General features: G+C 35.6%; 23 protein-coding genes and 1 pseudogene. 10 read left to right on the top strand and 14 right to left on the bottom strand.

The genetic code is table 11. The annotated features are described in order from the left end of the window. Positions 1 to 106: 106 nt before the first annotated feature. The 4 genes from CUB63_RS12630 to CUB63_RS12615 all read left to right on the top strand — a co-directional run bounded on the left by CUB63_RS12630 (position 107) and on the right by CUB63_RS12615 (position 4,887). Positions 107 to 901 carry a protein bax gene (locus CUB63_RS12630; RefSeq protein WP_109848176.1) on the top strand — a complete coding sequence of 265 codons (795 nt, stop codon included), beginning with the start codon at positions 107 to 109 and terminating at the stop codon, positions 899 to 901. Between the two features lie 171 nt (positions 902 to 1,072). Further along, positions 1,073 to 2,491, top strand: coding sequence for an MBOAT family O-acyltransferase (locus CUB63_RS12625; RefSeq protein ID WP_072064423.1), 1,419 nt, complete (start codon positions 1,073 to 1,075; stop codon positions 2,489 to 2,491). Next, positions 2,478 to 3,680 carry an SGNH/GDSL hydrolase family protein gene (locus tag CUB63_RS12620; RefSeq protein ID WP_109848175.1) on the top strand — a complete coding sequence of 401 codons (1,203 nt, stop codon included), beginning with the start codon at positions 2,478 to 2,480 and terminating at the stop codon, positions 3,678 to 3,680. The genes CUB63_RS12625 and CUB63_RS12620 overlap by 14 nt, the downstream gene beginning before the upstream one ends. Then, a complete protein-coding gene (locus CUB63_RS12615; RefSeq protein WP_072064424.1) occupies positions 3,655 to 4,887 on the top strand; it encodes an SGNH/GDSL hydrolase family protein in 1,233 nt (410 codons plus the stop codon). The genes CUB63_RS12620 and CUB63_RS12615 overlap by 26 nt, the downstream gene beginning before the upstream one ends. Before the next feature lie 81 nt (positions 4,888 to 4,968). Here the strand turns inward: CUB63_RS12615 and CUB63_RS12610 are convergent, their stop codons facing one another. The 4 genes from CUB63_RS12610 to gntR all read right to left on the bottom strand — a co-directional run bounded on the left by CUB63_RS12610 (position 4,969) and on the right by gntR (position 9,218). Further along, positions 4,969 to 5,895: a methyl-accepting chemotaxis protein gene (locus tag CUB63_RS12610; RefSeq protein WP_072064425.1), complete on the bottom strand. Its 927-nt coding sequence runs from the start codon at positions 5,893 to 5,895 to the stop codon at positions 4,969 to 4,971. A 149-nt stretch (positions 5,896 to 6,044) separates the two neighbouring features. Further along, on the bottom strand, positions 6,045 to 7,382 hold the full coding sequence (gene gntU, locus CUB63_RS12605; protein ID WP_072064426.1) for a gluconate transporter: 1,338 nt from the start codon (positions 7,380 to 7,382) through the stop codon (positions 6,045 to 6,047). Continuing rightward, positions 7,379 to 7,933 (bottom strand): gluconokinase, encoded by a 555-nt coding sequence (gntK, locus tag CUB63_RS12600; protein WP_072064427.1) that lies wholly within the window; start codon positions 7,931 to 7,933, stop codon positions 7,379 to 7,381. Before gntK ends, gntU begins: the two co-directional genes overlap by 4 nt. A gap of 289 nt (positions 7,934 to 8,222) precedes the next feature. Continuing rightward, the gene (gntR, locus tag CUB63_RS12595; protein ID WP_072064428.1) at positions 8,223 to 9,218 is read right to left on the bottom strand and encodes a gluconate operon transcriptional repressor GntR; all 996 of its coding nucleotides are present in this window, start codon (positions 9,216 to 9,218) and stop codon (positions 8,223 to 8,225) included. 231 nt (positions 9,219 to 9,449) lie between these two features. Between gntR and CUB63_RS12590 the strand changes: the two genes are divergently transcribed. From CUB63_RS12590 to CUB63_RS12565, 6 genes are all read left to right on the top strand, one after another. Continuing rightward, on the top strand, positions 9,450 to 10,481 hold the full coding sequence (locus tag CUB63_RS12590; protein WP_109848174.1) for an ABC transporter substrate-binding protein: 1,032 nt from the start codon (positions 9,450 to 9,452) through the stop codon (positions 10,479 to 10,481). Next, positions 10,478 to 11,473 carry a FecCD family ABC transporter permease gene (locus CUB63_RS12585; RefSeq protein WP_109848173.1) on the top strand — a complete coding sequence of 332 codons (996 nt, stop codon included), beginning with the start codon at positions 10,478 to 10,480 and terminating at the stop codon, positions 11,471 to 11,473. The genes CUB63_RS12590 and CUB63_RS12585 overlap by 4 nt, the downstream gene beginning before the upstream one ends. Beyond that, entirely contained in the window at positions 11,473 to 12,267 is a 795-nt protein-coding gene (locus tag CUB63_RS12580) for an ABC transporter ATP-binding protein (protein ID WP_109400081.1), read from the top strand. The genes CUB63_RS12585 and CUB63_RS12580 overlap by 1 nt, the downstream gene beginning before the upstream one ends. Further along, positions 12,254 to 13,078, top strand: coding sequence for a class I SAM-dependent methyltransferase (locus CUB63_RS12575; RefSeq protein ID WP_109848172.1), 825 nt, complete (start codon positions 12,254 to 12,256; stop codon positions 13,076 to 13,078). Before CUB63_RS12580 ends, CUB63_RS12575 begins: the two co-directional genes overlap by 14 nt. Then, positions 13,075 to 13,923 (top strand): ModD protein, encoded by an 849-nt coding sequence (gene modD, locus CUB63_RS12570; RefSeq protein WP_109848171.1) that lies wholly within the window; start codon positions 13,075 to 13,077, stop codon positions 13,921 to 13,923. Before CUB63_RS12575 ends, modD begins: the two co-directional genes overlap by 4 nt. A 220-nt stretch (positions 13,924 to 14,143) precedes the next feature. Then, the gene (locus tag CUB63_RS12565; RefSeq protein WP_109848211.1) at positions 14,144 to 16,102 is read left to right on the top strand and encodes a TonB-dependent receptor plug domain-containing protein; all 1,959 of its coding nucleotides are present in this window, start codon (positions 14,144 to 14,146) and stop codon (positions 16,100 to 16,102) included. Between the two features lie 99 nt (positions 16,103 to 16,201). On the opposite strand, the gene CUB63_RS12560 is transcribed toward CUB63_RS12565, so the two are convergent. The 10 genes and pseudogenes from CUB63_RS12560 to CUB63_RS12515 all read right to left on the bottom strand — a co-directional run bounded on the left by CUB63_RS12560 (position 16,202) and on the right by CUB63_RS12515 (position 26,060). Next, positions 16,202 to 17,287, bottom strand: a complete 1,086-nt coding sequence (locus CUB63_RS12560; RefSeq protein WP_109848170.1) for an IpaD/SipD/SspD family type III secretion system needle tip protein — start codon at positions 17,285 to 17,287, stop codon at positions 16,202 to 16,204. 2 nt (positions 17,288 to 17,289) lie between these two features. Then, the gene (locus CUB63_RS12555) at positions 17,290 to 18,141 is read right to left on the bottom strand and encodes a hypothetical protein (RefSeq protein ID WP_006536270.1); all 852 of its coding nucleotides are present in this window, start codon (positions 18,139 to 18,141) and stop codon (positions 17,290 to 17,292) included. Positions 18,142 to 18,163: 22 nt separating this feature from the next. Further along, positions 18,164 to 20,443, bottom strand: coding sequence for a type III secretion system translocon subunit SseC family protein (gene sctE, locus CUB63_RS12550; protein WP_157955984.1), 2,280 nt, complete (start codon positions 20,441 to 20,443; stop codon positions 18,164 to 18,166). 1 nt (position 20,444) lies between these two features. Then, positions 20,445 to 20,952, bottom strand: a pseudogene (sicA, locus tag CUB63_RS12545) (type III secretion system translocator chaperone SicA). Positions 20,953 to 21,087: 135 nt separating this feature from the next. Beyond that, a complete protein-coding gene (locus tag CUB63_RS12540) occupies positions 21,088 to 22,146 on the bottom strand; it encodes an EscU/YscU/HrcU family type III secretion system export apparatus switch protein (RefSeq protein ID WP_109848168.1) in 1,059 nt (352 codons plus the stop codon). Further along, positions 22,139 to 22,912 (bottom strand): type III secretion system export apparatus subunit SctT, encoded by a 774-nt coding sequence (gene sctT / locus CUB63_RS12535; protein WP_006536278.1) that lies wholly within the window; start codon positions 22,910 to 22,912, stop codon positions 22,139 to 22,141. Before sctT ends, CUB63_RS12540 begins: the two co-directional genes overlap by 8 nt. 5 nt (positions 22,913 to 22,917) lie before the next feature. Continuing rightward, on the bottom strand, positions 22,918 to 23,172 hold the full coding sequence (sctS, locus tag CUB63_RS12530) for a type III secretion system export apparatus subunit SctS (protein WP_006536279.1): 255 nt from the start codon (positions 23,170 to 23,172) through the stop codon (positions 22,918 to 22,920). Next, entirely contained in the window at positions 23,172 to 23,831 is a 660-nt protein-coding gene (locus tag CUB63_RS12525; protein ID WP_109400090.1) for an EscR/YscR/HrcR family type III secretion system export apparatus protein, read from the bottom strand. The genes sctS and CUB63_RS12525 overlap by 1 nt, the downstream gene beginning before the upstream one ends. A gap of 4 nt (positions 23,832 to 23,835) precedes the next feature. Further along, the gene (locus CUB63_RS12520) at positions 23,836 to 24,777 is read right to left on the bottom strand and encodes a FliM/FliN family flagellar motor switch protein (protein WP_109848167.1); all 942 of its coding nucleotides are present in this window, start codon (positions 24,775 to 24,777) and stop codon (positions 23,836 to 23,838) included. Beyond that, positions 24,777 to 26,060, bottom strand: coding sequence for a hypothetical protein (locus tag CUB63_RS12515; protein WP_109848166.1), 1,284 nt, complete (start codon positions 26,058 to 26,060; stop codon positions 24,777 to 24,779). Before CUB63_RS12515 ends, CUB63_RS12520 begins: the two co-directional genes overlap by 1 nt. Between the last annotated feature and the right edge of the window lie 8 nt (positions 26,061 to 26,068).

Raw genomic sequence — 26,068 nt, 5'->3', positions numbered from 1 at the left:
ACAAATCACTCGTAGTTATCCTAATGTGAGGCGATATTTTGTAGATATGAAAAAAGTAATTTGCTAGTATTCGTTCGATTTTTATCCAGTTAAACGAGGAGAAGCAATGCCCTCTCAATTGATGAGGACAAGTGCCGTCTTCGCTTTCTTGATTTCACTACTCTTTACTGGTGTAAGTTTTGCTTCAACCAGTACCGGCAGTTCCCATATACTGCAAGCGTATTCTTTCAAAAGCACGTCAACACCGTTGCCAGATTTGAAAAAATACCCTTCGGGAACACAGCGTAAGAAAGCGTTTTTAAATGTCATAGTTCCTATTATTGACAATGTTAATAATAAGATTTTGAAAGATCGTGAGTGGTTAACCGCCCAACGTAAAGCCCAGCACTGGGGCAGCGCAGATTTGAAAAAATTGCGTGAGATCTGTCAATATTATGGCGTTACATGTACCAGCCCGAAAAAGGTAAATTGGGATTCGTTATTAACTCGCGTTGATATTATTCCGACACACTTTGTCGCAACGCAAGCTGCAACAGAATCTGGCTGGGGAACATCGAAGTTGGCACAACAAAATAATAATCTATTCGGTATGCGATGTGGGAGTCAGTCTTGCAATAACGTTCCATGGAAAACCAAAGGCTATGCAGCCTACCCTGATATTGAAGGCTCAGTGATTGCTTATATGCGTAATCTCAATACGCACCGCGCCTATAATTCATTGCGCTCCTCAAGAGCACAGCAAAGAATGACGCAGCAACAACTCGACTCTCGCCAGTTAATCACTGACTTGAAAGGTTACTCAGAATTGGGTTCAAGTTATAACGATTATCTGACCGAAATGTTCGACTCAAATAAAAAACTGATCACTCAAGTTCAGTTGCAGTCGAAGCAAGATAGTTAAGCTATTAAGCTTTAACAAGCTTTCATCTGACAAAAAGCCACTTTTCTTTTTAGAGAAAAGTGGCTTTTATTTATCACAAGATAATCTTTTGATTGAAAGCCTGCTTAGAATTCATAATATATGTGGTAACACGTTTGGTATGACTTTTAAATCACACCCTTAGAGCCATTTATGAATTTTTTTTCATTCGAGTTTCTCGGAGCCTTTGTTAGCTTTTTTGTTCTATATTGGCTCTTCCAAAAGCACGTCAAGATCCAAAATATTCTACTGATTACAGTTAGTTATGCTTTTCTGTTTTATGCAGATTATCGTCCTGCGATTATCTTATTAAGCTATACACTGTTTATTTATTTACTGGCGAACATATTAACTAAGTACACATCTTCTAAAGTCATATACTGGCTATTAGGGTTACTCGTTGCGGTCTATTTTACCGCCTTTAAATATTACTCATTTTTTCAAGAAACACTGACGCAAACATTCCAGCAATGGGGGCTCAGTATTGAGCTGCCTCTTATTGAGTTGCTTGCACCATTAGGGCTCTCTTTCTATATTTTCCATTCAGTCAGTTATGTCGTTTCTGTTTGCCGAAAAGAGATCCCTAAAGCGCCATTTTTGGATGTCGTTCTTTATTTATGCTTTTTCCCAAGTATTGTCGCGGGACCAATTAATCGCGCTAAAGAATTTCTCCCGCAAATTCAGGCGCCAACACGTAAAATCATTGATTATAAAGGGGCGATAATGCTGATTGTTTTAGCTATCGCAAAACTCTTTTGGTTAAGTGGTTGGTTCTCAACAAACTATGTCGATCCGGTATTTAATGCCCCCGATTTAGCGCAAAGTGGGCAAGTATTGACGGCTGTTTATGCCTATGCATGGCATATCTATTTTAACTTCTCGGGTTACACCAATCTTGTTACAGGTATTGCCTTATTACTAGGTTTTGTCGTACCTCGTAATTTTAATGCGCCTTATTTAGCGATAAACTTAGCTGATTTTTGGCGTCGGTGGCACATCAGTTTATCTACCTTTATTCGTGATTACGTCTATATTCCTTTAGGAGGTAATCGTAAAGGAGTGATTAGACAGAACTTTAATGCCTTTGCTGCAATGGTGATTTCTGGATTATGGCACGGCGCTGCCATGACTTTCATTATTTGGGGCGCTATTCACGGGATTGGTGTGGTGTTATTGAATATTAAACACCGCCTCTTTCCAACGAAAAAAAATGCTCCTCCTAGTGCGTTATCGTCATTAAACATGTTGTTGTCGTGGATAATCACTTTTCACTTTGTTTGCTTTGCATGGATATTTTTCCGCAGTCAAACCGTGGGAGATGCGTTGGTCTTGATCCAGCAACTCTTTAGTGTGGGAGCTTGGGCATCACTACAAGCTGAAGGCTTAACCCTCTTTATGTTCTGGGGACTTTTTTTACTTTACCCTTGCTTTGTGACATTAAGGGATATTGTGGCTCGTCTTGAGAAAAGAGTGCCGTGGTATGTTTATCCTCTACCACTTGCGTTGATCCTCACGATTATTTTTATGTTGTCTCCAGATGGGGTGCCAGGATTTATTTATGCCAGCTTTTGATTTCTGCTCAAATTTAAAAAAGACAGCAAAAGTCGCCTTAATGGTACTCTTTAGTACTATCCTGTTGATTTGGCTAAACCAAACATCACTAGAGCGCTTTTGGCAGCAACAATATCACCGCCCAGCACCTTGGTCTGGGCTTTCTCACTATTATGCTTGGCAAGTCGGGGGGCAGCTGCGTGATGGCGTATTCGTTGCGGTAGAAAGCTATGGTGATTACCTGCAAGTTAATCATCCTGATAATCAGGCAAAACCAATAGTACAAACCTCAGCGCCTGAGCAACTTCCTGAAGGCTTTGCTGTTGGCCTACACTTCTTTAACGGGTATACGCGACCAGCAACTCAATTAACGCAACGCTTCCCTCAACTGTTAGAGCGTAAGCAAGCAATGAGTGGATTACCCTACCATTCGGTTACGGATGTGTCTGATGACGCCTTACAAGCCTTAAAACCCATCGTTCAGAAAACAGAAATTACCTTATCATCAGAAGACAAAGTGTTATTTGCAGGCGATTCAATGATGCAAGGTGTTGCACCGTTACTTAAGCGTCAACTGAAAACAGATTACAACATCAACAGTATCGATTTAAGTAAACAAAGTACAGGACTTGCTTATCCACGCTTTTTCAATTGGCCACAAACTATTGCGACACGTTTAGCCAGTGATGACTCTATCAAATTATTAGTGGTCTTTTTAGGTCCTAACGATCCTTGGGATATGCCACCTGATGGCGGAGGACGTTACTTAAAATTTGCGAGTGAAGCATGGGAGTCAGCCTACCGAGCGCGTATTGCAAGCATTATAGAAAATGCTCGACAGAATAATGTCACTGTTATTTGGGTTGGACCACCTAATATGCGCAAGCAGAAGTTATCTAAAGGTATGGCATATCTCGATAAACTTTATCGTGAAGAAGCTGAGAAAATGGGCGAAATTTACCTTTCCGTCAATGATATGTTTAAATATGAAAAAGATATTTATTCTGATTATATGGGTGATGGTAGTAGCGGTGTTAAGTTAAGAGCCGGTGATGGCATTCATTTTAGCTTAAAAGGTCAGCAAATTATTGCTCAGCACGTATTCTCACGTATTCATCTTCAAGAAGAAAGCAAAGAAGATAATGCAGCCGATGATATAAAAGATAAAAACACGGTTATTGTAAATGAAACAAATAACGCACATCCTTAAGCGTAAAACGTTAATCAGTAGCTCAATCATACTGGCTTTAGTTTCACTCTTAGTCGCTTGTAACCAAGACACTGAAAAAACAGTAAAGCTCCCCACACCATCCGTATTACCTGCTGATGGTTCAAGACAGCTTTATAACTATCATGATCCTCACTTTGCAGACTTTGTTAAGAAACTCCAGCAAGGTCGCCAAACTGTTCACATTGTCCAGTTAGGGGATTCCCATACTGCGGCTGATTTTTTCAGTGGTAAGTTGCGTGAACGTTTTCAGGCTGACTATGGTAATGGCGGTATTGGTTTTATTCCCCCGACGAATGTAGCTGGTCAGCGTATTGCAAACGTACAATACCAAAGTGACAAAAAAGCATGGACACTGCTTTCTAGCAGAAAAGATAGCGATCCTGATTTCCCATTAGGGGGTTTTATTAGTGAACCTCAAGCGAAATGGGCAAAATTACAGTTATCTGAAAACCCAATAACTCAGCAACGTTATCAGTTACAAGCACTTTATAAAACGCCAACAACAGCGCAAGTGAATGTACAGTCATCGACAAGCAAAGTCCTTTCACTCTCGCAAACACAAGGTAAATGGCAGTTTTCAACCCCGACAACGATGACATTCCCTGTCAGCATTACCGTTAACAAAAACCAGCCTGTTAAATTAGGCGGTTGGTTGATCACCAATCAACAACCTGGGGTAATGCTTTCTTCATTAGGCATTAATGGTGCCACTATCAATATGATGGATAAATGGGGCGCACAGTGGACTGAAACGTTAGGACAATTACATCCTGATATGGTGATTTTAGCTTATGGTACAAATGAAGCTTTTAATGACACCTTTGATTTAATTGCTTATCGCCAACAGCTTACGGATAAAATTCGTCAAATTCGCCAGCAAGCGCCTAATAGCACTATCTTATTAATTGGGCCTTCTGATTCAGTTAAAAATAAAGAAGCCCCTGATTGCCGTTCACAACAACCTCAATGGCTAAGTGATATCATCCGTATTCAAAAAGAGGTGGCACAACAAGAGAAAACACTCTTTTGGGATTGGCGTGATTATATGGGAGGCGAATGTTCAATAAAGGTTTGGGCTCTCTATGATTTAGCAAGACCTGATGGTGTTCATCTTTCTCGTGAAGGTTATGAAAGTAGTGCAAACACACTTTATAGCCAATTAAATACCTTAATAAACAAAAGCTGATCTACGCAGTGCAACACACCAAAAGGAGCTTATCGCTCCTTTTTTATGTTCTTATTTTTATTTATCTAATTAGTCAGCCGCTCAGTTTAATAAAACGTCCACATACTTGATAACATCAACACTGGCTTGTTCCATCTGTTTTATATATTGCGTTACTGCGTCTTGATCACCATTGATATTGGCGCTTAGTGCTAAACGTCCACACTCATGGACTAATTTATGTGGCTCTTCTAAACGACGAAAGGCTTCTTTACCCGCGAATTTCCGTCCATCACCTTGGTAATACCACTTTCCTAATCGACATTCAGTGTGCTGATTAACGCAGTGCTCATCATCATGATTTAATAAATGGATATAAATCGCTTCTTTCCATAAAACATGATCGAGTTTGACGGTATTAAAAAATTGCTGCATCGAAATAAAGGTAAAAATATGTTTAAGCTCGCTTGCTTGCTCTGACAATGATGTTAAATTTTGATGCCCTTCTTCAACCTGTATTTTTATTTGTTGAACCTGCTCTTGGTTTTTTTCTGTAGTTTCTTTAACGGGAATAAAGCGCGCACCTAGATTATTATTAATGCTAGCAATAGAAGAAGCCTGATTTTGGATTTCTAATGATAATTTTTTCATCTCTTGGGCTAAGACGGAAAATCCCGCACCTTCTCGCCCTATATGCCCGGCTTCAATCGCTGAATTGATTGATAAAAGGTTCGCCTGACTAGAAAGCCTATCAATATTGCTAGCGCTCTCTTTAATTTTTTTTAGCCAATCTGAGAAATTTTCTATCTCTCCTCGGCTATGCGTAAAATGTGTATCAACTTCATTTAAAAATTGAGTTAATAAGCGGGAATTATCTAACATCTTGCTGAATAGAAGTTCCATTTCATCGAGTAAATTAAGCTTATCTTGTAGCTTATTACTTGATGCTAAAATCGAATCACGTATAAGCGTGATTGTATGAATATTACAATCCGTGTGTTTAATAAAAAGCGAATTATAGTCAACCATATATGATAGCCCTAAATATGCCCACCGAATAAAGAAACCTATAGGTTAATGAGAAATGAGATATTTTCTGTCATATTTGATAGTTATTTATAGCAATGAAAAAGCGCGTCAAAAGACGCGCTAATAATTTGAAACACAAAGATTAGGTATCAAAGAAATGCGAAGAAAATCATACCAATCACAGCACCTGTTGTGCCAAGAATAGTTTCCATTAATGACCATGTTTTTAAGGTTTGTGCTTCTGTTGCACCAGTAAATTTACCAAACAACCAGAAACCTGAGTCATTGACATGGCTAAGAATAATAGAGCCACCCGCGATACACACTGATAATGCCGCCATTTGAGCGCCACTGTAACCCAACTCATTAATCACTGGTAAAACTAAACCCACTGCGGTTAAACAAGCAACCGTTGCTGAACCTTGAATAACACGTACTGCACCTGCCAGAATAAAACACGCTACTGCGATTGGCATACCTGCGCCAATTAAGGCATTCCCTAATGCAGGGCCAACACCTGAATCTACTAATACTTGCTTAAAGACACCGCCAGCCCCTGTTACCAGTAAAATGATCCCCGCAGGTTGGATTGCAGCAGAACAAATCTCCATTACTTTTTCTTTGCTCATACCACGACGGATCGCAAGACCGTAAATAGCCACTAAACAAGCCACAAGGATTGCAATAAATGGATGACCAACAAATTCAAGAATATTATAGAGCTGAGAACCTTCCTCAACGAAACGTGCACCGATGGTTTTGCATCCCACTAACACTAACGGTAATAACACAAGCGCAAGACTGAAACCAAAAGAAGGCATTTTATTCTGACCTAAACTAGGCTCAGTTAAATCTTTTGGTAATTCTAAGGTAACGTAACGGCTAATAAAGTTACCGAAGATAGGGCCAGCGAGTAACATGCCAGGAATAGCTGCACATAAACCAATTAAAATCATCCAACCAAAATCAGCGTTCATTTGGTCAGCTAACAGCATTGGTGTTGGTCCCGGTAATAAGAAGGCAGCAGCACCTGCAACACCAGCAAACAGAGGGATAGCCATTTTCACCACATTGCCACCAGTACGGCGAGCAACGGCAAATACAACACCAATTAATAAGACAACAGCAACATCAAAGAACAAGGGGAGAGCACAAATTAAACCGGCAATACCTAATGCGTAGTTGGCACGTTTCTCACCAAAGTATTTTAATAATCGGACTGCGATTTGGTCTAATGCTCCTGTTTCATGTAGCACTTTACCAAACATCGCCCCCAGAGCGACGACGATAGAGAGGAAACCTAAAGTCCCTCCCATTCCGTTTTGCATGGTTTGGGTAATTTTCTCCAAAGGCATACCCGAGAAAAGACCCGCGCCAATTGCAACAATCATTAATGCGATAAAAGCATGCAAACGTGCATACATCACAAAAAAGAGCAGTAATAAAACAGAGCCAACTGCCGTTAGCACCAGTGTTAATGTACTCATACCGTTTCCCCTTCAAAAGTCCCTTGAGTGACTGAATTTATCTTATTAATTGCACTTTCAATCACATCATCGAGTGGCATTGAAATATCAATTTCATACACATCGTTTTCAGCTTTTGTTGGCTCTTCTAAGGTTTCAAATTGAGTCACTAACATTTGAGGTTTAAAGAAGTGCCCTTTACGTGCTTTTAAGCGACTTTCAATCAGCTCATAGTCACCTTTTAAATATAAAAAGTGCAGGCATTGATTACCGTCTCTTAACATATCTCGATACTGTTTTTTCAATGCAGAACAAACAATTAACGAAACATTATTAGTTCTTTGCATTGCAAATGCGGCATCATTTAATGCTTGTAACCAAGGTTTACGATCTTCATCATTTAAAGCGTGGCCTGATGCCATTTTAATAATATTTGAGCGAGGATGGAGGAAATCACCGTCCAAAAATGCAGCACCTGTACGTTGTGCTACACCACTTGCGACCGCAGATTTACCGCTGCCTGATACCCCCATTAAGATAAAAACATGGTGTAGGGATTGGGTATCGTTCATAGAATGCTCCTTTAAGGCAGATATTAAGTCTTTTTTGTAATGTTACCCGTAACTGTTACGGGTAACATATCCGAAGTGATAAGGTAAATACAACAACGAAAATCAACTAAGAAGTGAAAATGTGAGGCGACTCGCAAATGAAAGTAAGATGATCTACATACTGACAACAAAATATTGGAGAAGTAACTCGATATTTATTTAAGGCTCAATAAAAAACCCTACTGTTAATTATTTCATAACAATAGGGTTATTAAATGATAAATGTGAATATTATCAATAAGTTAAATTATTATATGCTTTCACCTGTAATAATGCGAAAACCAACATCAATAACTTGTCCTCGAGCAATTTTACCTTTCATTCGTTTAAGCAATAAATCAGCAGCTTGTTGCCCCATTTCATCACGGGGAGTCAAGATACTCGCCAGACGAGGCGTCATTACTTGCCCTACGTCATGTCCGTGAAAACCTGAGATGGCGATATCATTAGGCACTGAAATTCCTAAACGTTGGCACTCAAAAACAGCACCAATAGCGATATCATCATTGGTACAATAAAGTCCGTCTAAATCAGGATATTGTTTACGTGCTGCATGTAATAATTCAGCCCCTAATGAGTAAGATGAGCTTTTTGGCGTCATCACATTACCAATAGGTAAGCCTGCATTTTGCATTGCACTTTCATAGCCTTTTAAACGCATGAGAGTACGTTCATCCTGTCTTGCTCCAAGATAAATAACACGCTTACAGCCACGCTTGATCATTTCACTGACCATCTGTTGTGATGCTTCAATGTTGTCTAAGCCCACAGCAGAGTCAAAACAAGGTGAAACACTATCCATGATTTCCACCACAGGGATCCCTGCTGTTTCTAGCATTTTTATTGTTTTTGGCGTGTGTGTTCTTTCTGCAAGAATAAGTCCATCAATATTATAAGAGAGCAATGAAAGTAGGCGTTCTTCTTCTTTTTCAGCACGATATCCGTAGTGCGCTAACATGGTTTGATAACCGTATTTATCGGTCACTGATTCAATACCACGAATAACTTCAGCAAAAACTTGGTTAGTTAAAGAAGGTAGTAATACCCCAATCGCATGACTGGTAGAATTAGATAAAATATCAGGAGCACGATTAGGAATATAATTAAGACTATCTAACTCGCGCGCAATTTTTTCTCGTAAAGCTTCAGAGACCTGTTCTGGGTTACGCAAAAAACGACTAACCGTCATTTTGGTGACACCAACACGTGAAGCTACATCCTGTAATGAGGGGCGTTTTTTCTTCATTTTATATCGCAACTATCCAAAAACATTCGTATTAATACGCGCTTTAATTTTCCAAGAACACTGATTATAGCCTTAGGTTATACACTATTTCGAATAAAGTTTTTCAGATGTGTGCCTAGATTTGATTTTGACTGATGATCCCTTGACTTAAGCCAAAGGAAATATAGTATTCATCGCTATATAATAAATGAAATAACGATACCAACGTAAAACAATAAAAAGTGTGAACTTATGGCAATCTGTAGACGACAATTTCTAACTTACCTCACAACCATTGCGACATTATCAGCGCTTCCACATTCGGTAAGAGCCGCAATAACCTCGCGTATTGCAGCACAATTTGGCCATGTTCCAGCATCAACCGCGATCCATCGCGTGATCAGTGCGGGACCGCCTACTGATCAATTGTTACTCGCATTAGCCCCTGAAAAACTATTAGGTTTTTCCTCACTTAATTTAGAAAAAAGTTCTTTATTTTCAGATGAATCGCGTAAATTACCCCGTTTAGGACGTTTGTCAGGACGAGGAAGTACCCTCTCTTTAGAAACTTTACTGATGTTAGAGCCCGATATCATTATTGATAGTGGTAATGTAGATGAAACCTATCGCTCATTAGCGAAACGTGTTTCCGATCAAACGGGTGTGCCTTATGTGTTAATTGATGGCACATTAAAAGACAGCCCAGCTCAGTTACGTCAAACAGGCGCTTTATTAGGTGTTACAGAAAGAGCAGAAACATTAGCGCTAATTGCAGAGCAATACCTTAATGATGCAGCCCTATTTGCTTCTGAACAAAAAGCGCACCCGCGTTTTTATCTTGCTCGTGGTGCAAAAGGATTACAAACGGGTGCAAGGCACTCAATTCATACAGAAGCCATTGAGGCATTAGGTTTTGAAAATGTCGTCGATGTTCCTGATTTCACCGGGTTAACGGATGTATCACCAGAACAACTGTTAATGTGGAACCCTGAAATTATCATCACACAAGATGAAAACGCCTATCAGCAAATAATGCAAGACTCTGTATGGAAAAGCATTCAAGCCGTTAAAAACAACAAAGTATTACTGTTTAAAGGTTTACCATTTGGTTGGTTAGATGGCCCTCCGGGTATCAACCGTTTAATGGGAATGCGCCGCCTACAGGGCCATTTCGATCCTCGAATCGAAAAACAAGCGGTTCGCGATCTGCAAAATTACTTTGCTCATTTTTACCATACGCAATTAAGTGCGGAGCAATGTCAGCAATTGCTGGGGTATTCATGAGTCAATCGGCACGCATCACACTTCTTTTGGCGTTATTTTCCATTGTCGCGTTAATTGCGATCACAAGTGGTAAGTATTCACTTACTACCAATGAGCTGTGGACGCTAGTGGGTAATAAATTAACCGGCAATGTAGAATACAGTCGAACTGAAACTGTCTTTTGGCAAATAAGATTTCCTCGCGTTCTGGCGGCAATCTTAATTGGTGGAGGATTGGCGATCGCAGGTGCGGCTTATCAAGGCATGTTTCGTAACCCTTTAGTATCACCTGATATTCTTGGTGTTTCGTCCGGTGCTGGTGTCGGCGCAGTTTTAGGTATTTTTCTTGGGCAATCAATGTTGTCGATTCAACTTTTCGCTTTTGCGGGTGGTTTAGCAACGGTTGCTCTAGTCTACTTTATTGCGAGACTTGCGAAACAACATGATCCAGTGCTTTCGCTTGTATTAGTCGGTATTGCTATCAGTGCACTATGTGGCTCCGCAATCTCATTAATGAAAATTCTCGCCGATCCTTATACTCAATTGCCTTCAATTACCTTTTGGCTCTTAGGTGGGCTTTCGACCATTACAGCTTCTGATCTCATTTCTGTTGCGCCTTTAATGTTAGTGGGTTTTATTCCGTTAATTTTACTGCGTTGGCGTATGAATATACTCAGTTTATCTGATGAAGAAGCCCGAGCATTAGGTTTAAATGTCGAGGTCACACGGCTTATCTTTATTTTGTCTGCGACATTAATCACCGCAAGTGCAGTTTCTATTGCGGGTATTATTGGTTGGTTAGGTTTAATTGTGCCTCATATTGCAAGGTTGTTAGTGGGTGCTAACTTTAGCCAGCAACTGCCTGTTTCCTTGCTTGTTGGCGCTATTATGTTATTAATCACTGATACATTAGCCCGCACGATTGCCAATATTGAACTTCCATTAGGTATTTTAACCTCTGCCATTGGTGCGCCATTCTTCTTAATGTTGTTACTTAGAACGAGGAAAGGCTGATGATCATTGCTAATGCCAATCGACTTTCCATTGGTTACAAAGGTAAATCCTTAATTAAAGATCTCTCCTTTCGTATCGAACAAGGGCAAATAATTTGCTTATTAGGTGCCAATGGTTGTGGAAAAACGACATTAATGCGCACGTTATTAGGTTTGATACCTTGTATTGATGGTGAGATTAATATTGCGGGTAAAACACTAAGTGAGTGGTCACCAACAGAACTTGCCAAAGTCGTGGCGTATGTTCCTCAAGCAACACATATCCCCTTTTCTTTCAATGTTATTGATATGGTTGTCATGGGGCGAGGTGCGCATCTCTCCTTTTTTTCGATGCCTAGCTCACAAGATAAAACGATGGCAATGGAAACCTTAGAAATGCTCTCGCTTTCTCATCTTGCTCACCGAACTTTTGATACCTTAAGTGGCGGTGAAAAACAGATGGTATTAATTGCACGCGCTTTAGTGCAACAACCCAAATTGTTGATTATGGATGAACCCGCAGCAAGCCTTGATTTTGGTAATCAAATCAAATTGCTTACCCAAGTTAAGGCATTAAAAGCATTAGGGATCAGTGTTTTTATGTCTACACATCACCCTCAACATGCCGCTTCTTTGGCAGATGATGTCATTTTACTGACACCTCATGTGCCCGTTTTGCAAGATAGGCCTGACATTTTGCTGACACCCGACAATTTAGCGCACCTTTATGGTGTACAACCAACAGATATTCAGGCGCATTTTCACGCTTACTCTGATAATAAAAATGACCATAGGCAAGAATATGAACACAATTGAAACCACGGATTTTGCTGAACTTTATAAAAACCACATGGTACAGGCTGAAAGAACCAAAAAAGAGCCAGAGCATTGGGATAAACGTGCTGAAAAAATGGCAGAAACCTGTGCCAATCCTAACGATCCCTATTTAATAAAATTCCGTGAAATGATGGATTTTACCGGTGCTGAAACCCTATTAGATGTAGGTTGTGGTCCTGGCTCTATCAGTATTCATGTTGCAGATAAATTCAAAAAAATAATTGGCATTGATTACAGTACAGGAATGTTAGCGGTCGCTAAACGCAGAGCCGAACAAGCAGGCATCAACCACGCAGAATTTATAACGTGTTCATGGGAAGATAGCTGGGATGAGCTTCCTCGTTGTGATATCGCCGTCGCTTCACGTTCAACTTTAGTGATGGATTTAAAAGCTGCATTAATCAAACTTAATCGCCAAGCGAAATTACGTGTTTATACCACTCATACTGTTTCACCAACCTTTGTTGATCAACGCATTATTCGCTTATTGGGTCGTGAGGTTCCTACGCTTCCAACGTACATTTATGCTGTGAATATGCTAAACCAAATGGGTATTCACCCTAAAGTGGATTACATTCGTAGCCGTAATTGTCAGAGTAATTTCAATAGCCTTGAGCAATTTATTGAAGGCATCAACTTCTCCGTAGGGCCTTTAAGTGAAGACGAAATTATACGCCTAACAAATTACTATCATGAAAGCATTGAAAAAGGTGCTTCATTGATTTCGCCAACTCGTGATTGGGCAATGGTTTCTTGGGATGTTGTTCCTGAAAGTGAGCTAACTCTATGATTTATTATCCTGATGCCTTTCTTGATAATTTGTTGATGGAAGATATCCAATATGGCGATCTCACCAGCCGAGCTCTGAATATTGGTAACCAACTAGGCACAATGACTTTTACACGCCGTGAAGCAGGTTGCGTCAGTGGGATCACTCTAGGTTGTCGCTTATTGGAAAAATTAGGATTAGTAGTCATCGCACATCAACAAGATGGCGATTTTGCTAATGCAGGTGATTGCTTAATTATGGCTGAAGGCCGTGCTGATGCACTACATCAAGGCTGGAAAGTGGTACAAAACGTTCTTGAGTGGAGTTGTGGCGTGAGTGATTATATGGCAAGAATGCTAGATATTTATCACCGCTATCAACCTAAAGGGCAAATTGCGTGTACACGTAAAAATATCCCTAATACTAAATTACTCGCGACCCAAGCCGTACTGGCGGGCGGTGGTGTCATTCATCGCCAAGGTTGCTCAGAAACTATTTTGCTCTTTGCTAACCATCGTCGATTTTTGTCAGAGCCTAATAATTGGGCGCAACATGTTAAGCAGCTACGCCAAGCGGCACCTGAAAAATGCATTGTTGTAGAAGCTGATGATATTGAACAAGCAAGAGAGGCGTTAAAGGCACAGCCTGATATTTTACAGCTCGATAAGTTCTCTATTGAAGATATCGCACAGCTACAACAAGAAGTGCCTCACATTGCACCTCACTGCCATCTTTCCTTGGCTGGTGGTATTAACTTAAACACAATTGAAAAATATGCACAGACAGGCATCAACTTACTGGTGACATCTGCGCCTTATTATGCTCCACCGACGGATATTAAAGTTCGCCTTTATCCAAAAGATTAAATAAAGACAACATCTACTGAATGTAAAAAAAGTTATAACAAGGAAATAGTTGTAGTGGCATAGAGGAACATCTTTGCTGAACTTCTTTTATATGAATTTGTTGCTTTATTTTATAAAAAAGCCGAGTGCTAACAGATGTTAGCGCTCTTTTTATTCATTTATTTTTACGCATATCGTTATATAAAAGATTATATATTGATTATAAACTGAGATTGGAATGATGAAATTAAAACCTCTATGCTACTGTTTATCTCTTGCTCTATTACCCAGTATTGCACTTGCTGACACCACTTATGGGCAATCCACTCCTGATTTATTAACTGTTTGGAGTAGTCCTATTGCAGCGAATCCAGATATATTAACGCAAGAACAAATGCTTGAACAAAATAAGGTCAATGCGGCGCAAGCCATTGCAACATTACCCGGTGTTGTAATGCAAAAATCGGGTAACCGTAATGAGTACACCATTAAAATACGTGGTTTTGATAGCCGTCAAGTACCTGTATTCTTTGATGGTATCCCGACTTATGTTCCTTATGATGGCAACTTAGACTTGGCTCGCTTTACCACAAACGATCTGGCAAGCATTGAAGTCAACAAAGGCTATACCTCATTACTGCAAGGCCCTAACTTAATGGGTGGTGCAATTAATATCACCACCGCGACACCGAAAAAACCCTTAGAAGGCAGTATCGCTTATTCTCAAGGTTTTGCCCGTGGTGCTGATTATGCACACAATATGAGTGTACGCTTAGGTGCGCGTAATGATTTAGGCTTTATTCAAATCAGTGGTAGCCAATTAAAGCAACGTTTCACGCCAATCCCAGGTGCTGATGAAAATAATGCAGCGGCAGGAACTCATGGGCGTCGTGATAACTCTGCAACTGATGATAAACGTGGCATGATCAAAGTGGGTTGGACGCCACGCGCTTCTGACGAATATACCCTAACTTATGTAAAACAAGACGGTGAAAAAAATAGCCCACCGAATACAGATCCTAATGCGAAAGGTAAATATAAATATTGGGCATGGCCAGATTACAATAAAGAAAGCTATTACTACAGTGGTATAACACAAATCACCGATGGTATTAATCTACAAAGTCGTGCATACCACGATAAGTTTGAAAATACGCTCTATATGTACCCTAAAAATAATAAAAAAGATGATGTCAGCTATAGCCACTATGACGACTACAGCACAGGTGCCGCATTACAATTAGGCATCGATACGCGTGAAAATGATCTGCTCTCTTTCGCTGCTCACTGGAAAGATGACGTTCACCGTTCTCAAAAAGAGAAAAATGGTGAGTGGATGCGTTATAAAGACAGAACATGGTCTTTAGCAACAGAATATCAATGGGCTGCCACTAATGATCTCGATTTAGTGGGTGCAATTAGCTATGACTGGCGCGATAGTGTTGAGACTGACAAAGGCGCTGATGATAACAAACAAACAGCCTTTAACTGGGAAATGATGGCAAAATATTCATTAGCTAATGATGATGCTGTACGTTTCTCTGTATCTGATCGTAGCCGTTTCCCTACACAAAAAGAGCGTTACACAAGTGAAAAACCCAAAGATGGCTCAAAAGGGATCATCAATCCAGATTTAGATCCTGAACGCGCATTATCTTTCGACTTAACTTATGAAGGACACATTACAGATAAATGGGGTTATCAAACTAGCGTTTACTACAATCGTGTCAGTGATGCAATTATGGCGCATACCGTTTATCGCAATGGCAACGCATTCTTTCAAAACCAAAATAGCGGGCGTGTTGACTATATTGGTTTAGATTTAGGGACTAAAGGTAATGTGACAGATTGGTTAGAGCTTGGCTTAAATTACAGCTATATCCATAGCGATCCGAAACAAGTAACACACATTGAAGGTTTACCAAAACATAAAGCCTATATGTGGATAGCATTTATTCCTGTAGAACAGATTCGCTTTACCATTATGGAAGAAGCACAAAGTTGGACCTATAACCGCATTGATGAAAATGACAAACTGGCAGGCTATGCAAAAACAGACCTCCGTTTAGATTATGATTTTGGGTATGGTGTTTCTGCTAATGCTTCTGTAAATAATCTTTTTGATAAGTCTTATGAATATACTCAAGGTTATATGGAAGATGGTCGTAATTACTGGTTAGGTGTTGAATATAAATTCTAAATTATTTTTTATCAATGTAAGAGCTGATATTTATTCTAATATCAGCTCTTTTTTATCCCTAAAATCACTTTAATTTCCATAATATCACTTTATCAAAAATTAGAAACGTAGAAATCCTTTTGCCATTTCTAGTAATGTATTCATCGTACTACTTACTATTTTAACAAAATTATCATAATTGCTATTGGCAGCACTGTATTTTTTAGAAAGCTCATCAAGATTACTATTTATATTTTTTTCAAATGCATCCATACCATTTTTTAGTAAATTAAATTCTGATGATAAAAGTTTAACAGTTGCATTATCAGGGGACTTATTCATCTCATCCTCTGATGATCCACCTAATACTAAATCTAATAATTTATCAAAACGAGATAAGTCCACCTTGAAATAAATTTCAATTTTAACTGGTGGGCCAGGTAATTGATTTGTACTAAACTTGCCACTTTTAACATCCTTTAATAAATCTTCTATAGCGTCAATAGGCACCATAATTCCATTAGCATATATTCTTTCTCCTCCAATTTCACGATAAAAACGACCATCACTATCTTGTTCGAAAACAAATTCTCCGAAATAAAGATTTTCATTGGAAATAGAACTATATTTATCAATAAAATCTTTTATTTTTTTATAAAAATCTTTTCGTTTAAAATTAATATGGTTATCATCACTTGCTGCACTAACATATTTACTGATACTTGCTAATATCTCTCTTAATTCATTAACAAATTTCATATAATTAGAAAAGGTATCTTTTAAAACATCTAAGTAATCATTTTTACCTGTGATTATAGAATCTTTGACTTCTTTAAAAAAATCATGCAATGAATCAGCATTAGAACTGCTTCTGTCATTAAGTTGAGAGTCTACATATTGAATTTGAGATATATTTTTCTTTAGAATTCTGGCATAAATATTATTTATTTCATATTGACTATCGCAAGAATAAATAGATTCTTCTAATAAATTAACATATTTAATGTTTTTCGGCACTGAAAATAAACCGTCAGCAAGATTATTTTTTAATTTTAATTTAACCCTCTCCTTTTCTATATAAAAATCTTCAATTCTTTTATTTCTTTCATTATTAGATATCAGATCATGTTGTTTATCATTATTATTTAACTCAAGATTGTTATATTTTATTTTATAATTCTCATTATAGTTAATTGAATTTATCACTATTAACCTCTTACATTACTAGAAATCGTTGAAGCAGCATCTTGATTGGCCCGAATAATTGCCTCTATTGCTTGTATTAATGCTTTAATAATATCTGAGGCTTCGCGTTGGATCTCAGAGTTATTATTATCAATTTGTCCTATTGCGTGACCAGCAGATTCTAATGTCTTAATATTTCCATCTATACGTAATGCGTTATTTTGAACAGTATTATCAACTATTTTTGATGTAGGATCTGCCGCTGCTGAAATAAATGAACCTTTAATCATAGTTTTATTCGTTGTCTCATTTGGTGATTTCAACTCACCCATTCCTTTTATAGAGGTAAAAGCACCAATACCATGAATAACCATAGAAACAGCGGCACTTGAAATAGCAGCAGATAATATAAAGTCTGCTTTTTCATATAGATCATCTTTTATTTTATTAGCAAAATCTAATTGCATTTTTATAAAAAAGTTTCCTAACTTTCTTGATGAATCATATTTTTTTATCATAAACAATAGATAATCAATCATTAAGTTAATAATGTTTATCATTTCTTTAGAAATAAAATTAAAAATATTATTATTTATTATATTGTTTTCCTTTAACTGTTTACCTTTGTCTAACTCAATAATTAAAAATTGTAGATCAGGTTTTTCTATTTTTGGTTTCTTTAACTCAGGTATTACAGTATTGACCTGATTTTTTTCTCTTTCTATCCGTTCATTTATCTCTTTTGACCGTCCTCTACTATCAAATATAAAATTATTAATTTTGGTATTTTCCTTAACATTATCATCAAAAATATTTTCTAACTGTTCTTTTATTACAGGTATATTATTCAGTTGATTACTTACATTGAAAGCCATAATGTTGCCCCTATAAAATGAATTAAATATTCATGTTTTTTACAATAATTGCTCGAGTTTTATTACTTGCAGATAAATTATCACTCATGCTCTGCAACATTTCAGTTAATGTGTCTACTTGTTCATGATAACTATCCATAATTTTCTCTATTAATGCTTGGATCATATCTAATATAACTTGTAATTTTTTAGAATCTGCAACAGCTCTAATAATGGCATCAGTAATGAGCGCTGTATATATATTAATAATACTTGAAACTGCTGCTGTGATTAATCTTGATATTAAAAGCATTCTATTCAAAGTATTTAATCCAAATTGGGCAAGATCTTTAGTTAGTAGTTTAGTAATTGATTTTAGAATATCCTTCAATGTCTCCATAATTATTTCTTTAACCATTTTACCTAACATGGCTTCAAGATAATCATTCAAGATTTTCTTTAATATCATTTTAGTTTGTTCAGTAAAAATCTTTTTAGCTACATTAGTCACTGCATTAGCCGCTGGACCAGCAACACAACTTAATGCAACCCCTCCCACTAAAAGTCCAATAGTAATGACAATTTTTACTGCCATTCTTATCTTTTCTTTTATTCTATCTTTAGATTCTTGGATCATTTTTTCAATAGCTTCTTTACTGATACCCATTTTCGATAATATATAAGCCGAGGAAGCATTAAAACAATCCTCAAGTGCATTGGTAATAGCATCAACAAGTTTATCGATAAGTTCACTTACCGCTTTTGTAACAGGAGCCATTGCCTCTTCCATAAATGATTTGTGAGTTATCGCTTGATAAATTTCATCGGCAACCATTAAAGAGACACTAGCTACCATCATCACAACAGCAACACCAAGCAAAGCCAATGAAGCACCCGCCGTGAAAATAGAAGCAGCACCCGCAATAAGTGTTAATAAGGCACCAAGTATCTTTAAGCCAATTCCTGCCCAAAAGTCAGTTTCTCTCTTTTTTTCAAGTTGAGTTTTTTGATCTTCAATTTTTTGTTTTAATGATTTAGTAGTAACTTCCTGAATATCATTAAATATTTTCTGTTCACCCTGAACACGTTGTAAGGTGACTCTTAATGTCAACTCTCGTAATTTTGCTAATAAAAAAGTTAATAATGCCATTCCCGTTAGTGCATGTGATGCAACTTCGAGTTCTATTTTACTTTGCAATTTTGTTAGCTTGTTATAAATATCTTGTGCGCTATCTAATCTGCTATTGATTGATTCATCATGTTTTTTATTAATTAATGAATTTAATTCATCTCTATGTGATGTAATTGAATTAATTTTATCATTACTCAGAGAAACATTTGGTATATATTTAAATGCTTCGTCTAAAAAATTAGTTAATTTATTATATAGTTTATAAATATCATCCAAAGTATAATTTTTAGTGCTCTTAGGTAAACGCATGAAAGGAAAATTATCTTCAAGAAAAACCGCCATTTCCTCTCTGCTATTAATTTTTTTAGCAAGTAATTTACTAACAACCGCATCAGGAATATTATTATTTTTTAAAAAAATAATAATTTCTTTTTTATTTTTAAATTTATTAATCTTAATTTGATTATAGATTTCCATCCAATAATCAGTATAAGCTTCTTTATATTTATTTACATCATCTAAAATAAATTGACAATCATTTTTTAGTCCATTAAAACCTTGAGATAATTTATCTAATTTATCTAGATAATAATCAAGATTATCAATATTTTTTAATTTATCTAAGATACTTTTATTTATTAAATTTTGATATGATAATTGTAGAAAGAGGTAATCATTTGTTCTTTTTGAAGAGGAAATTTTTGATTTATTTGATTCAGTATATAATAGTTGAATTTCTGTTTCTGTTTCTTTTTCTGTAGAATCGATTGAAAAAGTATTTTTGTTTTTTACAATATAATGACTATCATCATATAGATGCTTTTGATTAGCTAAAATCTCTTCTTTTCTATTTGCCTCAATTGGGCTGTTTAATACATCTTCTTTCTTTTGAGGATATTGCTGAGTCTGATATTCTTGCTCTGACGCTGCTTTAATATTAAAATTTAAATCCGATTTAGTATCGATTTTTTTACTACTTTTTTCTTGTTCTATGGGTACTCTTAGAATAGGGTATTCAAAGTTATTTTTATCTTTTAAAATAACCTCATTAATTAACTTCTCATTAGTAACCGTATTAATTATTTGAGCTTGTTTTACACTTTCTTTATTAACTTTTTCAATCTCTTTAGAAGGTGAAAAAGTAGAAACTTTTCGCTCATAGATAATATCATTATTAACTTTACCATTCATATTATTCATCCTTACTTTCATCGATGACTATAAGTGGAATATCTTTTAATGACTCTAAATAAACTATTGCTTTTTCTTTTATTGTTTCATCATTAATATTTTTAACCACTTGATCGAAGCAATACTTTGCTTTCTCTTTTTCACCTAAAGACAAGTTACATTGCCCTGCATAAAATACCGGGCAGATAATCTTTATCTGCATTTAAATAAGCTAACGCATATAGATCAACCGCCGCTTGATACTGTTTTTTTAATTGATTAACTGCAGCAAGTCCCATAATGTAATCAACATTATAAAAATCGTAGAGACATAAAAATTTGAAAATAGCCTCGGCTTCATCCAACTTTCCCTTCTGGTAGAAGTCATAAGCAAATGAGTAGATTCCTTCCATAAATCCTTCTGGAATAGTGCTTTCATCCTTAAGTGTTGTCCCATTTTGAACAATAGAAACAATATAGTTTGCTAATTGATCAATTTCTTTTTCTGACATTTTTTCATATACTGACATAATGTTAATCCTTTCATCTTAGATGAATAATTAATAATAAAATCATAGAATAATTTTCGTTCAATTACTTTAATAAAACACACGCTACTATTTATAAAAATTAATTATTTTTTTTTATATTTATAAAATTATTTATTAATTTATATAATCTATTTCTTCTCTTAATCTTCCATCAATTTCTATTTTCTTCAACCAGATTAAAATATCCATAATATCCAATAAATCTTGATCCATCATGACTTCAAAAAGGTGATATCTATGATAAATTTTCCGTGCTAATTCGGGATATCTTACAACTGGTGTTCCCACTTCTTTTGCATAGGATTTAACAGCTAATGCTTTTGCATTAACGCATTTCAATGAAACTAATGGCATAATTCCATTATCAGGATCGAAATAGATCCCAACTGCTACATGGGTTGGATTAACAATTACCGCAGAAGAATCTCTAATTACTTTCTTCATAGGCTCATCAAGTAATTCTTGATGTAACTGTTTACGTGTTGATTTTATTTCTGGATCACCCTCCATATTCTTATTTTCTTGTTTAACCTCATGCTTTTCCATCATCATATCTTTTAAGAAAAGAAAGAAATCCGTTATAATATTTAAAATAAGAATAGGTAAAGACAATATAAAAAAAACAAATATAAAACTAACAACTAGCGAGCCCCATTTATCAATAACTTGATTTAATCCAGAACGATATAAAAAAAAGATTTCTCGCCCATATACAATAATAAATAAATAGCAAGTAATGATAAATACTACTATAAAAAGCAGTGTTTTTATAAAATCTTTTACTGTTCTTAAACTAAATATTTTTTTAAATCCAGAAATGGGGTTAATACGAGTTAAATCTAGTTTTATTGCTTCAGTGGCAAGTTTAAAACGTGATTCAAATAAAGAAGGAATAGTACCAACTAATGCGGTTACTACTAATATTGGTAAAATGATATCAAAAAAAACTTTTGATATTACTTCAATATAACTTTTTAATGTAATATTAGTAGGATGAAGTAAAAGTGATTGGTAAAAACGAATAAACTCTGTGAAATCAGTCTGATGAAAGATATACATCATCCCAATAATATAAACTAACCCCGAAGTTAGCTCTTTATTTTTAAAGCTTTGCCCTTTTTTAGCTGAATCATCCAGTTTTTTCTGGGTTGGCTTTTCCGTTTTTTCAGCCATGATAAATTTCCATAAATAACTCATAAAAATATCTGTTGTTAAAAAATTCAGATAAATCATTCGTTAACGCAGAGGAAAAAAAGAGGAGCAACGCCGAAAATGCAATGATCCCCTTAATACACAGTGATAAAGAAAAGGCGTTAAGTTGTGGGCAAAATAGAGAATAAACACCCAATGCAACTTCACTTAAAAACATAATAATAAGTACAGGTGAAACTAACACAATTGCTACTCTCACCATCTCGGTTAACCATTTACCAATAAAAGAGTAGCCAATATTTTGATTAAAATAACCGATAGGAAAAACATCATAACTATCTTTTAAGGTATCCATTAAAATAATTAGACCACCAGTATTCATAAAATAGGCAACGCAAAATAATCCTGTCAGAGATGCAAATTCAGAAGATTCAATACCTGTCGTTGGATTGATGGTATCACCAATGCTTGCACCTCGTTGATTATCAATAAACTCACCAAACGCTGAGGCAATCCAAAAAGGTGTCGCTATGAGCATCCCAATTAATATGCCAATCACTAACTCACTGATTAGAATAATTCCCCAGCTATCTCTAATATTATCAGTAATAGGAATGCTAGCTTTTATTCCCATAGCAACATAAAACACGATAATGTATTTCAATAGCTGACTATTTAATACACGGCTATTCAGAAAGGGAATAAACATAAAGACAGGAAATAAGCGAGCAACCAAAAGTAGTAAATCGACCAAATAAACTTGTAAATACCCAAATAGTATCGACATGTTATTTATCCAGATAATCCTATGACTAACATCTCTTTTGCATAGACTAATATTTTATCGCCCATCCAGCCCATTGTTATCAGCAAACAAACAAAGACGCTTACTAACTTTATACCGAAAGGTAATGTTTGCTCTTGAACTTGCGTAATAGTCTGTAATAAACCAATAATTAAGCCAACAAAAGTTGCTACTGCTATCGGAGCAGCGGAAAGCAAAATAACCAGATAGACTGCTTTATTTGCTGCATAGACCATATCCATTAGCTTACCGCCATAAGATCAAGATATTGATTAATCAATCCTTTTGATAATAAAGTCCAACCATCCATTGCAATAAACAAAATAAGTTTTAATGGTACTGATAAGGTTATAGGGCTCATCATCATCATCCCCAAGGCTAATAAAATACACGACACCACCAAATCAATAACAATAAAAGGAAGATAGAGATAAAACCCGATAATAAATGCAGATTTAATTTCACTTAATGCATAAGCTGGCAATAATGAAAGCAAAGAGCTTTCAATATTTTCACTATCACCATGGCTTTCAGGTCTATTTCCTTGTGCTTTTTCAAAAAACTCAAGTAATTCTGGTTCTGAATAACGATATAAATAGCGTTTGTATTCACCTAGCGCTTCATCAGAAAAGCGTTCTAGTGATTCTGGTGATGTTATGCTAATAGGTTCATCAACTAAATACTGATAGCTATTTTTGGCAATTGGCGTCATTACAAATAGAGCCATCATCAATGCAACTGCATTAAGTACCATATTTGACGGAACTTGTTGAACACCAAGCGCATTGCGTGTCATCACTAATACAATTGAAAACTTTAAATAGCATGTACCTGCTGCAATAATAAAAGGTGCTAATGTTGCAAAAGCAAGCGTCAAAATTAAGGTTGTTGGGCTATCCATAAATTTACTCTTGAGCTGAAAAAGAACGTTGTATTTCAACAGCAAAGTTATCGCCAATTTTAACTAATTCACCTGATGCAACGGATATGCCATTTACTTTTATAATAATATGTTGATAAGCATTTTCTGGTAATTCTATTTTATCACCAGGAGCAAGTGCCTCTATCTGTTCTATCAATAATGTCTTACTCGCTAATAAAAAAGAGACAGTAACAGGAATAGAGTTAATAGATTGTAAGTTGACAGAATTATCATGCACTAGAGTTGGTGAAGTAACATCATTATGATCATCAAGATTTTCTTGCTGAAGTTGAATTAGATCATCAAGATCATTTTCATCAGGATCAAACATTTCATTTAATTCCACGCTATTTTCTCCTTTCCATTCAAATCTCATCCATTTCTTTTGCCCAATAACTAACATTGGAAATACTGTCTTAATTAATAAAATATCGCCTTGTAATGCACTTTTAAGTAATGAAAGGGAAATTTGGCTATATCCCCAATAAAAATCAGCGATAGCACCAATTTTCTTTTCTGATATGTTCATCCATTGAAATTTACCTTTAATTTTGTCAATAAATAATTCACCAATATCACTATTGACTACGGGATAACGAATATCAGCAGATTTTCCCAAGCAGACAGTATTTATCTTAAGAGACATCGGCTCTTGTGAAAAAGGAAGCGTAATTTTTGAGAATTTTTCTAATAAAAAAGCACATAAATAAGATGCAGGAACTTGTGTCCAATCAATATTTTTTTCAGGGTAGATCTTAGCCATAACAGTATTCACTAAAATGAACCCACTTAAAGTGCCTAATGTATTTTCACCTTTAATATGAAAATAATAGCTTGATATATCAGTAGGCAATGAATCAAATGATGCGGATAAATATTTCATCGCACTGCCATCATAATCTTCACTATCTAATGACGTATTCATCAATACTCATCCTCTTTATGCTTATCTGCATCAATTGAATTAATATGTGTATAGCTATTTTTCTCATTATTCTCTAAAGATAGTGTTGAACGACCTTGATACTGATTTAAATTTTCAAATGATGCTTGATAAACTCGTCCAGTTGATGCAATTAATCGAATTTGATTTTCTAGTGCAAAGCGAATTTGCACTTGATGATTATTATTTCCCCAACGTTTAAAAACATAAGTTATATTATTAGGTCCAAAGGACGAAGTATCTATTTTATGTAAAATATTCCATGTCGGTAAATTAAGTAATTGCTTACCAGAAAACGATGTTTTTATTTGAGGTATTAACTGAGATTTTGATACATCATCTAAAAACATATTAGCATTTATCAAAGATATATTTTGCAATTGTTCTTGCTTTCTATTTTTTATTTCTGACTTAAGGTCAGAGTCTAAAAAAGCATGATGATCTTTCGGATTTAATTTATTATTTAACAATAACCCTCCATTCTCTAACGAAGTGATTTTATTATCTTCATTCATAGAGCCATGATGTAGTTTTCTCTCTATCAAACTATCATCTAATTTATTTTTTGAGCTTGAGCTTTTACTTAATATTAAATCATCTATATAAATTTTCTTATTACCATCAATATATTTACTTCTATTTTCTGACTCTAGTTTATGTTTCAAGTTATTATTTTTTAGTAATGGTATTGTATTTATATCTTCTTTTTTATCTAATTGACTATCAAATACCAATTTTTCTTGTTGATTTATGTTCTGTTTTTTATTTTTTATTTTACTATTCAGCGTAGACGACACATTTTTAAAATCTATCGGTCTATTTTTTTTATCAATATTATTTATGTTATTATATAAATTATTAGCTTTTATATTGATACCTTGTTTAATTAGCTGCTTTTTTAAATGCGATGGGATAGCTGGCTGCATTATTTGCTGATTGAGTAATAATCCCTCTAGATTTTTAAGCTCATCACTATCCACTTCTAATTCATTTTTGGTGTTTTTCTTTGTGGACAATTTTTCTTTTTTATCCATAACTTCTGCAACATCTTTGTGCTCAATACTATTATCTTTTTTACTTATTAATTGCTGTTGAAAAATAAATTCTTTTTTACTAATTAGAGATAATAGTTGCAGTTTATGTTTAAATTTCTGTAGATTTTTAGACGTTATAGTTTTTAGTTGATATTCATTATTTTTAAAATGAACATCATCATTATAAGTAATCTGAGTTAATCTAACACTATCAGGTATTATTTTGTTCATACAACGCC

The sequence above is a fragment of the Proteus penneri genome, from assembly GCF_003144535.1.
Classification (GTDB): Bacteria; Pseudomonadota; Gammaproteobacteria; order Enterobacterales; family Enterobacteriaceae; genus Proteus; species Proteus penneri.
This window is presented reverse-complemented; position numbering and strand designations above follow the sequence as displayed.

Excerpts from the sequence above, each read along its gene's own strand:
- CUB63_RS12630 (WP_109848176.1), top strand. The coding sequence starts at position 107 with ATGCCCTCTCAATTGATGAGGACAAGTGCCGTCTTCGCTTTCTTGATT.
- CUB63_RS12625 (WP_072064423.1), top strand. The coding sequence starts at position 1,073 with ATGAATTTTTTTTCATTCGAGTTTCTCGGAGCCTTTGTTAGCTTTTTT.
- CUB63_RS12620 (WP_109848175.1), top strand. The coding sequence starts at position 2,478 with ATGCCAGCTTTTGATTTCTGCTCAAATTTAAAAAAGACAGCAAAAGTC.
- CUB63_RS12615 (WP_072064424.1), top strand. The coding sequence starts at position 3,655 with ATGAAACAAATAACGCACATCCTTAAGCGTAAAACGTTAATCAGTAGC.
- CUB63_RS12610 (WP_072064425.1), bottom strand. The coding sequence starts at position 5,895 with ATGGTTGACTATAATTCGCTTTTTATTAAACACACGGATTGTAATATT.
- gntU (WP_072064426.1), bottom strand. The coding sequence starts at position 7,382 with ATGAGTACATTAACACTGGTGCTAACGGCAGTTGGCTCTGTTTTATTA.
- gntK (WP_072064427.1), bottom strand. The coding sequence starts at position 7,933 with ATGAACGATACCCAATCCCTACACCATGTTTTTATCTTAATGGGGGTA.
- gntR (WP_072064428.1), bottom strand. The coding sequence starts at position 9,218 with ATGAAGAAAAAACGCCCCTCATTACAGGATGTAGCTTCACGTGTTGGT.
- CUB63_RS12590 (WP_109848174.1), top strand. The coding sequence starts at position 9,450 with ATGGCAATCTGTAGACGACAATTTCTAACTTACCTCACAACCATTGCG.
- CUB63_RS12585 (WP_109848173.1), top strand. The coding sequence starts at position 10,478 with ATGAGTCAATCGGCACGCATCACACTTCTTTTGGCGTTATTTTCCATT.
- CUB63_RS12580 (WP_109400081.1), top strand. The coding sequence starts at position 11,473 with ATGATCATTGCTAATGCCAATCGACTTTCCATTGGTTACAAAGGTAAA.
- CUB63_RS12575 (WP_109848172.1), top strand. The coding sequence starts at position 12,254 with ATGAACACAATTGAAACCACGGATTTTGCTGAACTTTATAAAAACCAC.
- modD (WP_109848171.1), top strand. The coding sequence starts at position 13,075 with ATGATTTATTATCCTGATGCCTTTCTTGATAATTTGTTGATGGAAGAT.
- CUB63_RS12565 (WP_109848211.1), top strand. The coding sequence starts at position 14,144 with ATGAAATTAAAACCTCTATGCTACTGTTTATCTCTTGCTCTATTACCC.
- CUB63_RS12555 (WP_006536270.1), bottom strand. The coding sequence starts at position 18,141 with ATGGCTTTCAATGTAAGTAATCAACTGAATAATATACCTGTAATAAAA.
- sctE (WP_157955984.1), bottom strand. The coding sequence starts at position 20,443 with ATGAATGGTAAAGTTAATAATGATATTATCTATGAGCGAAAAGTTTCT.
- CUB63_RS12540 (WP_109848168.1), bottom strand. The coding sequence starts at position 22,146 with ATGGCTGAAAAAACGGAAAAGCCAACCCAGAAAAAACTGGATGATTCA.
- sctT (WP_006536278.1), bottom strand. The coding sequence starts at position 22,912 with ATGTCGATACTATTTGGGTATTTACAAGTTTATTTGGTCGATTTACTA.
- sctS (WP_006536279.1), bottom strand. The coding sequence starts at position 23,172 with ATGGATATGGTCTATGCAGCAAATAAAGCAGTCTATCTGGTTATTTTG.
- CUB63_RS12525 (WP_109400090.1), bottom strand. The coding sequence starts at position 23,831 with ATGGATAGCCCAACAACCTTAATTTTGACGCTTGCTTTTGCAACATTA.
- CUB63_RS12520 (WP_109848167.1), bottom strand. The coding sequence starts at position 24,777 with ATGAATACGTCATTAGATAGTGAAGATTATGATGGCAGTGCGATGAAA.
- CUB63_RS12515 (WP_109848166.1), bottom strand. The coding sequence starts at position 26,060 with ATGAACAAAATAATACCTGATAGTGTTAGATTAACTCAGATTACTTAT.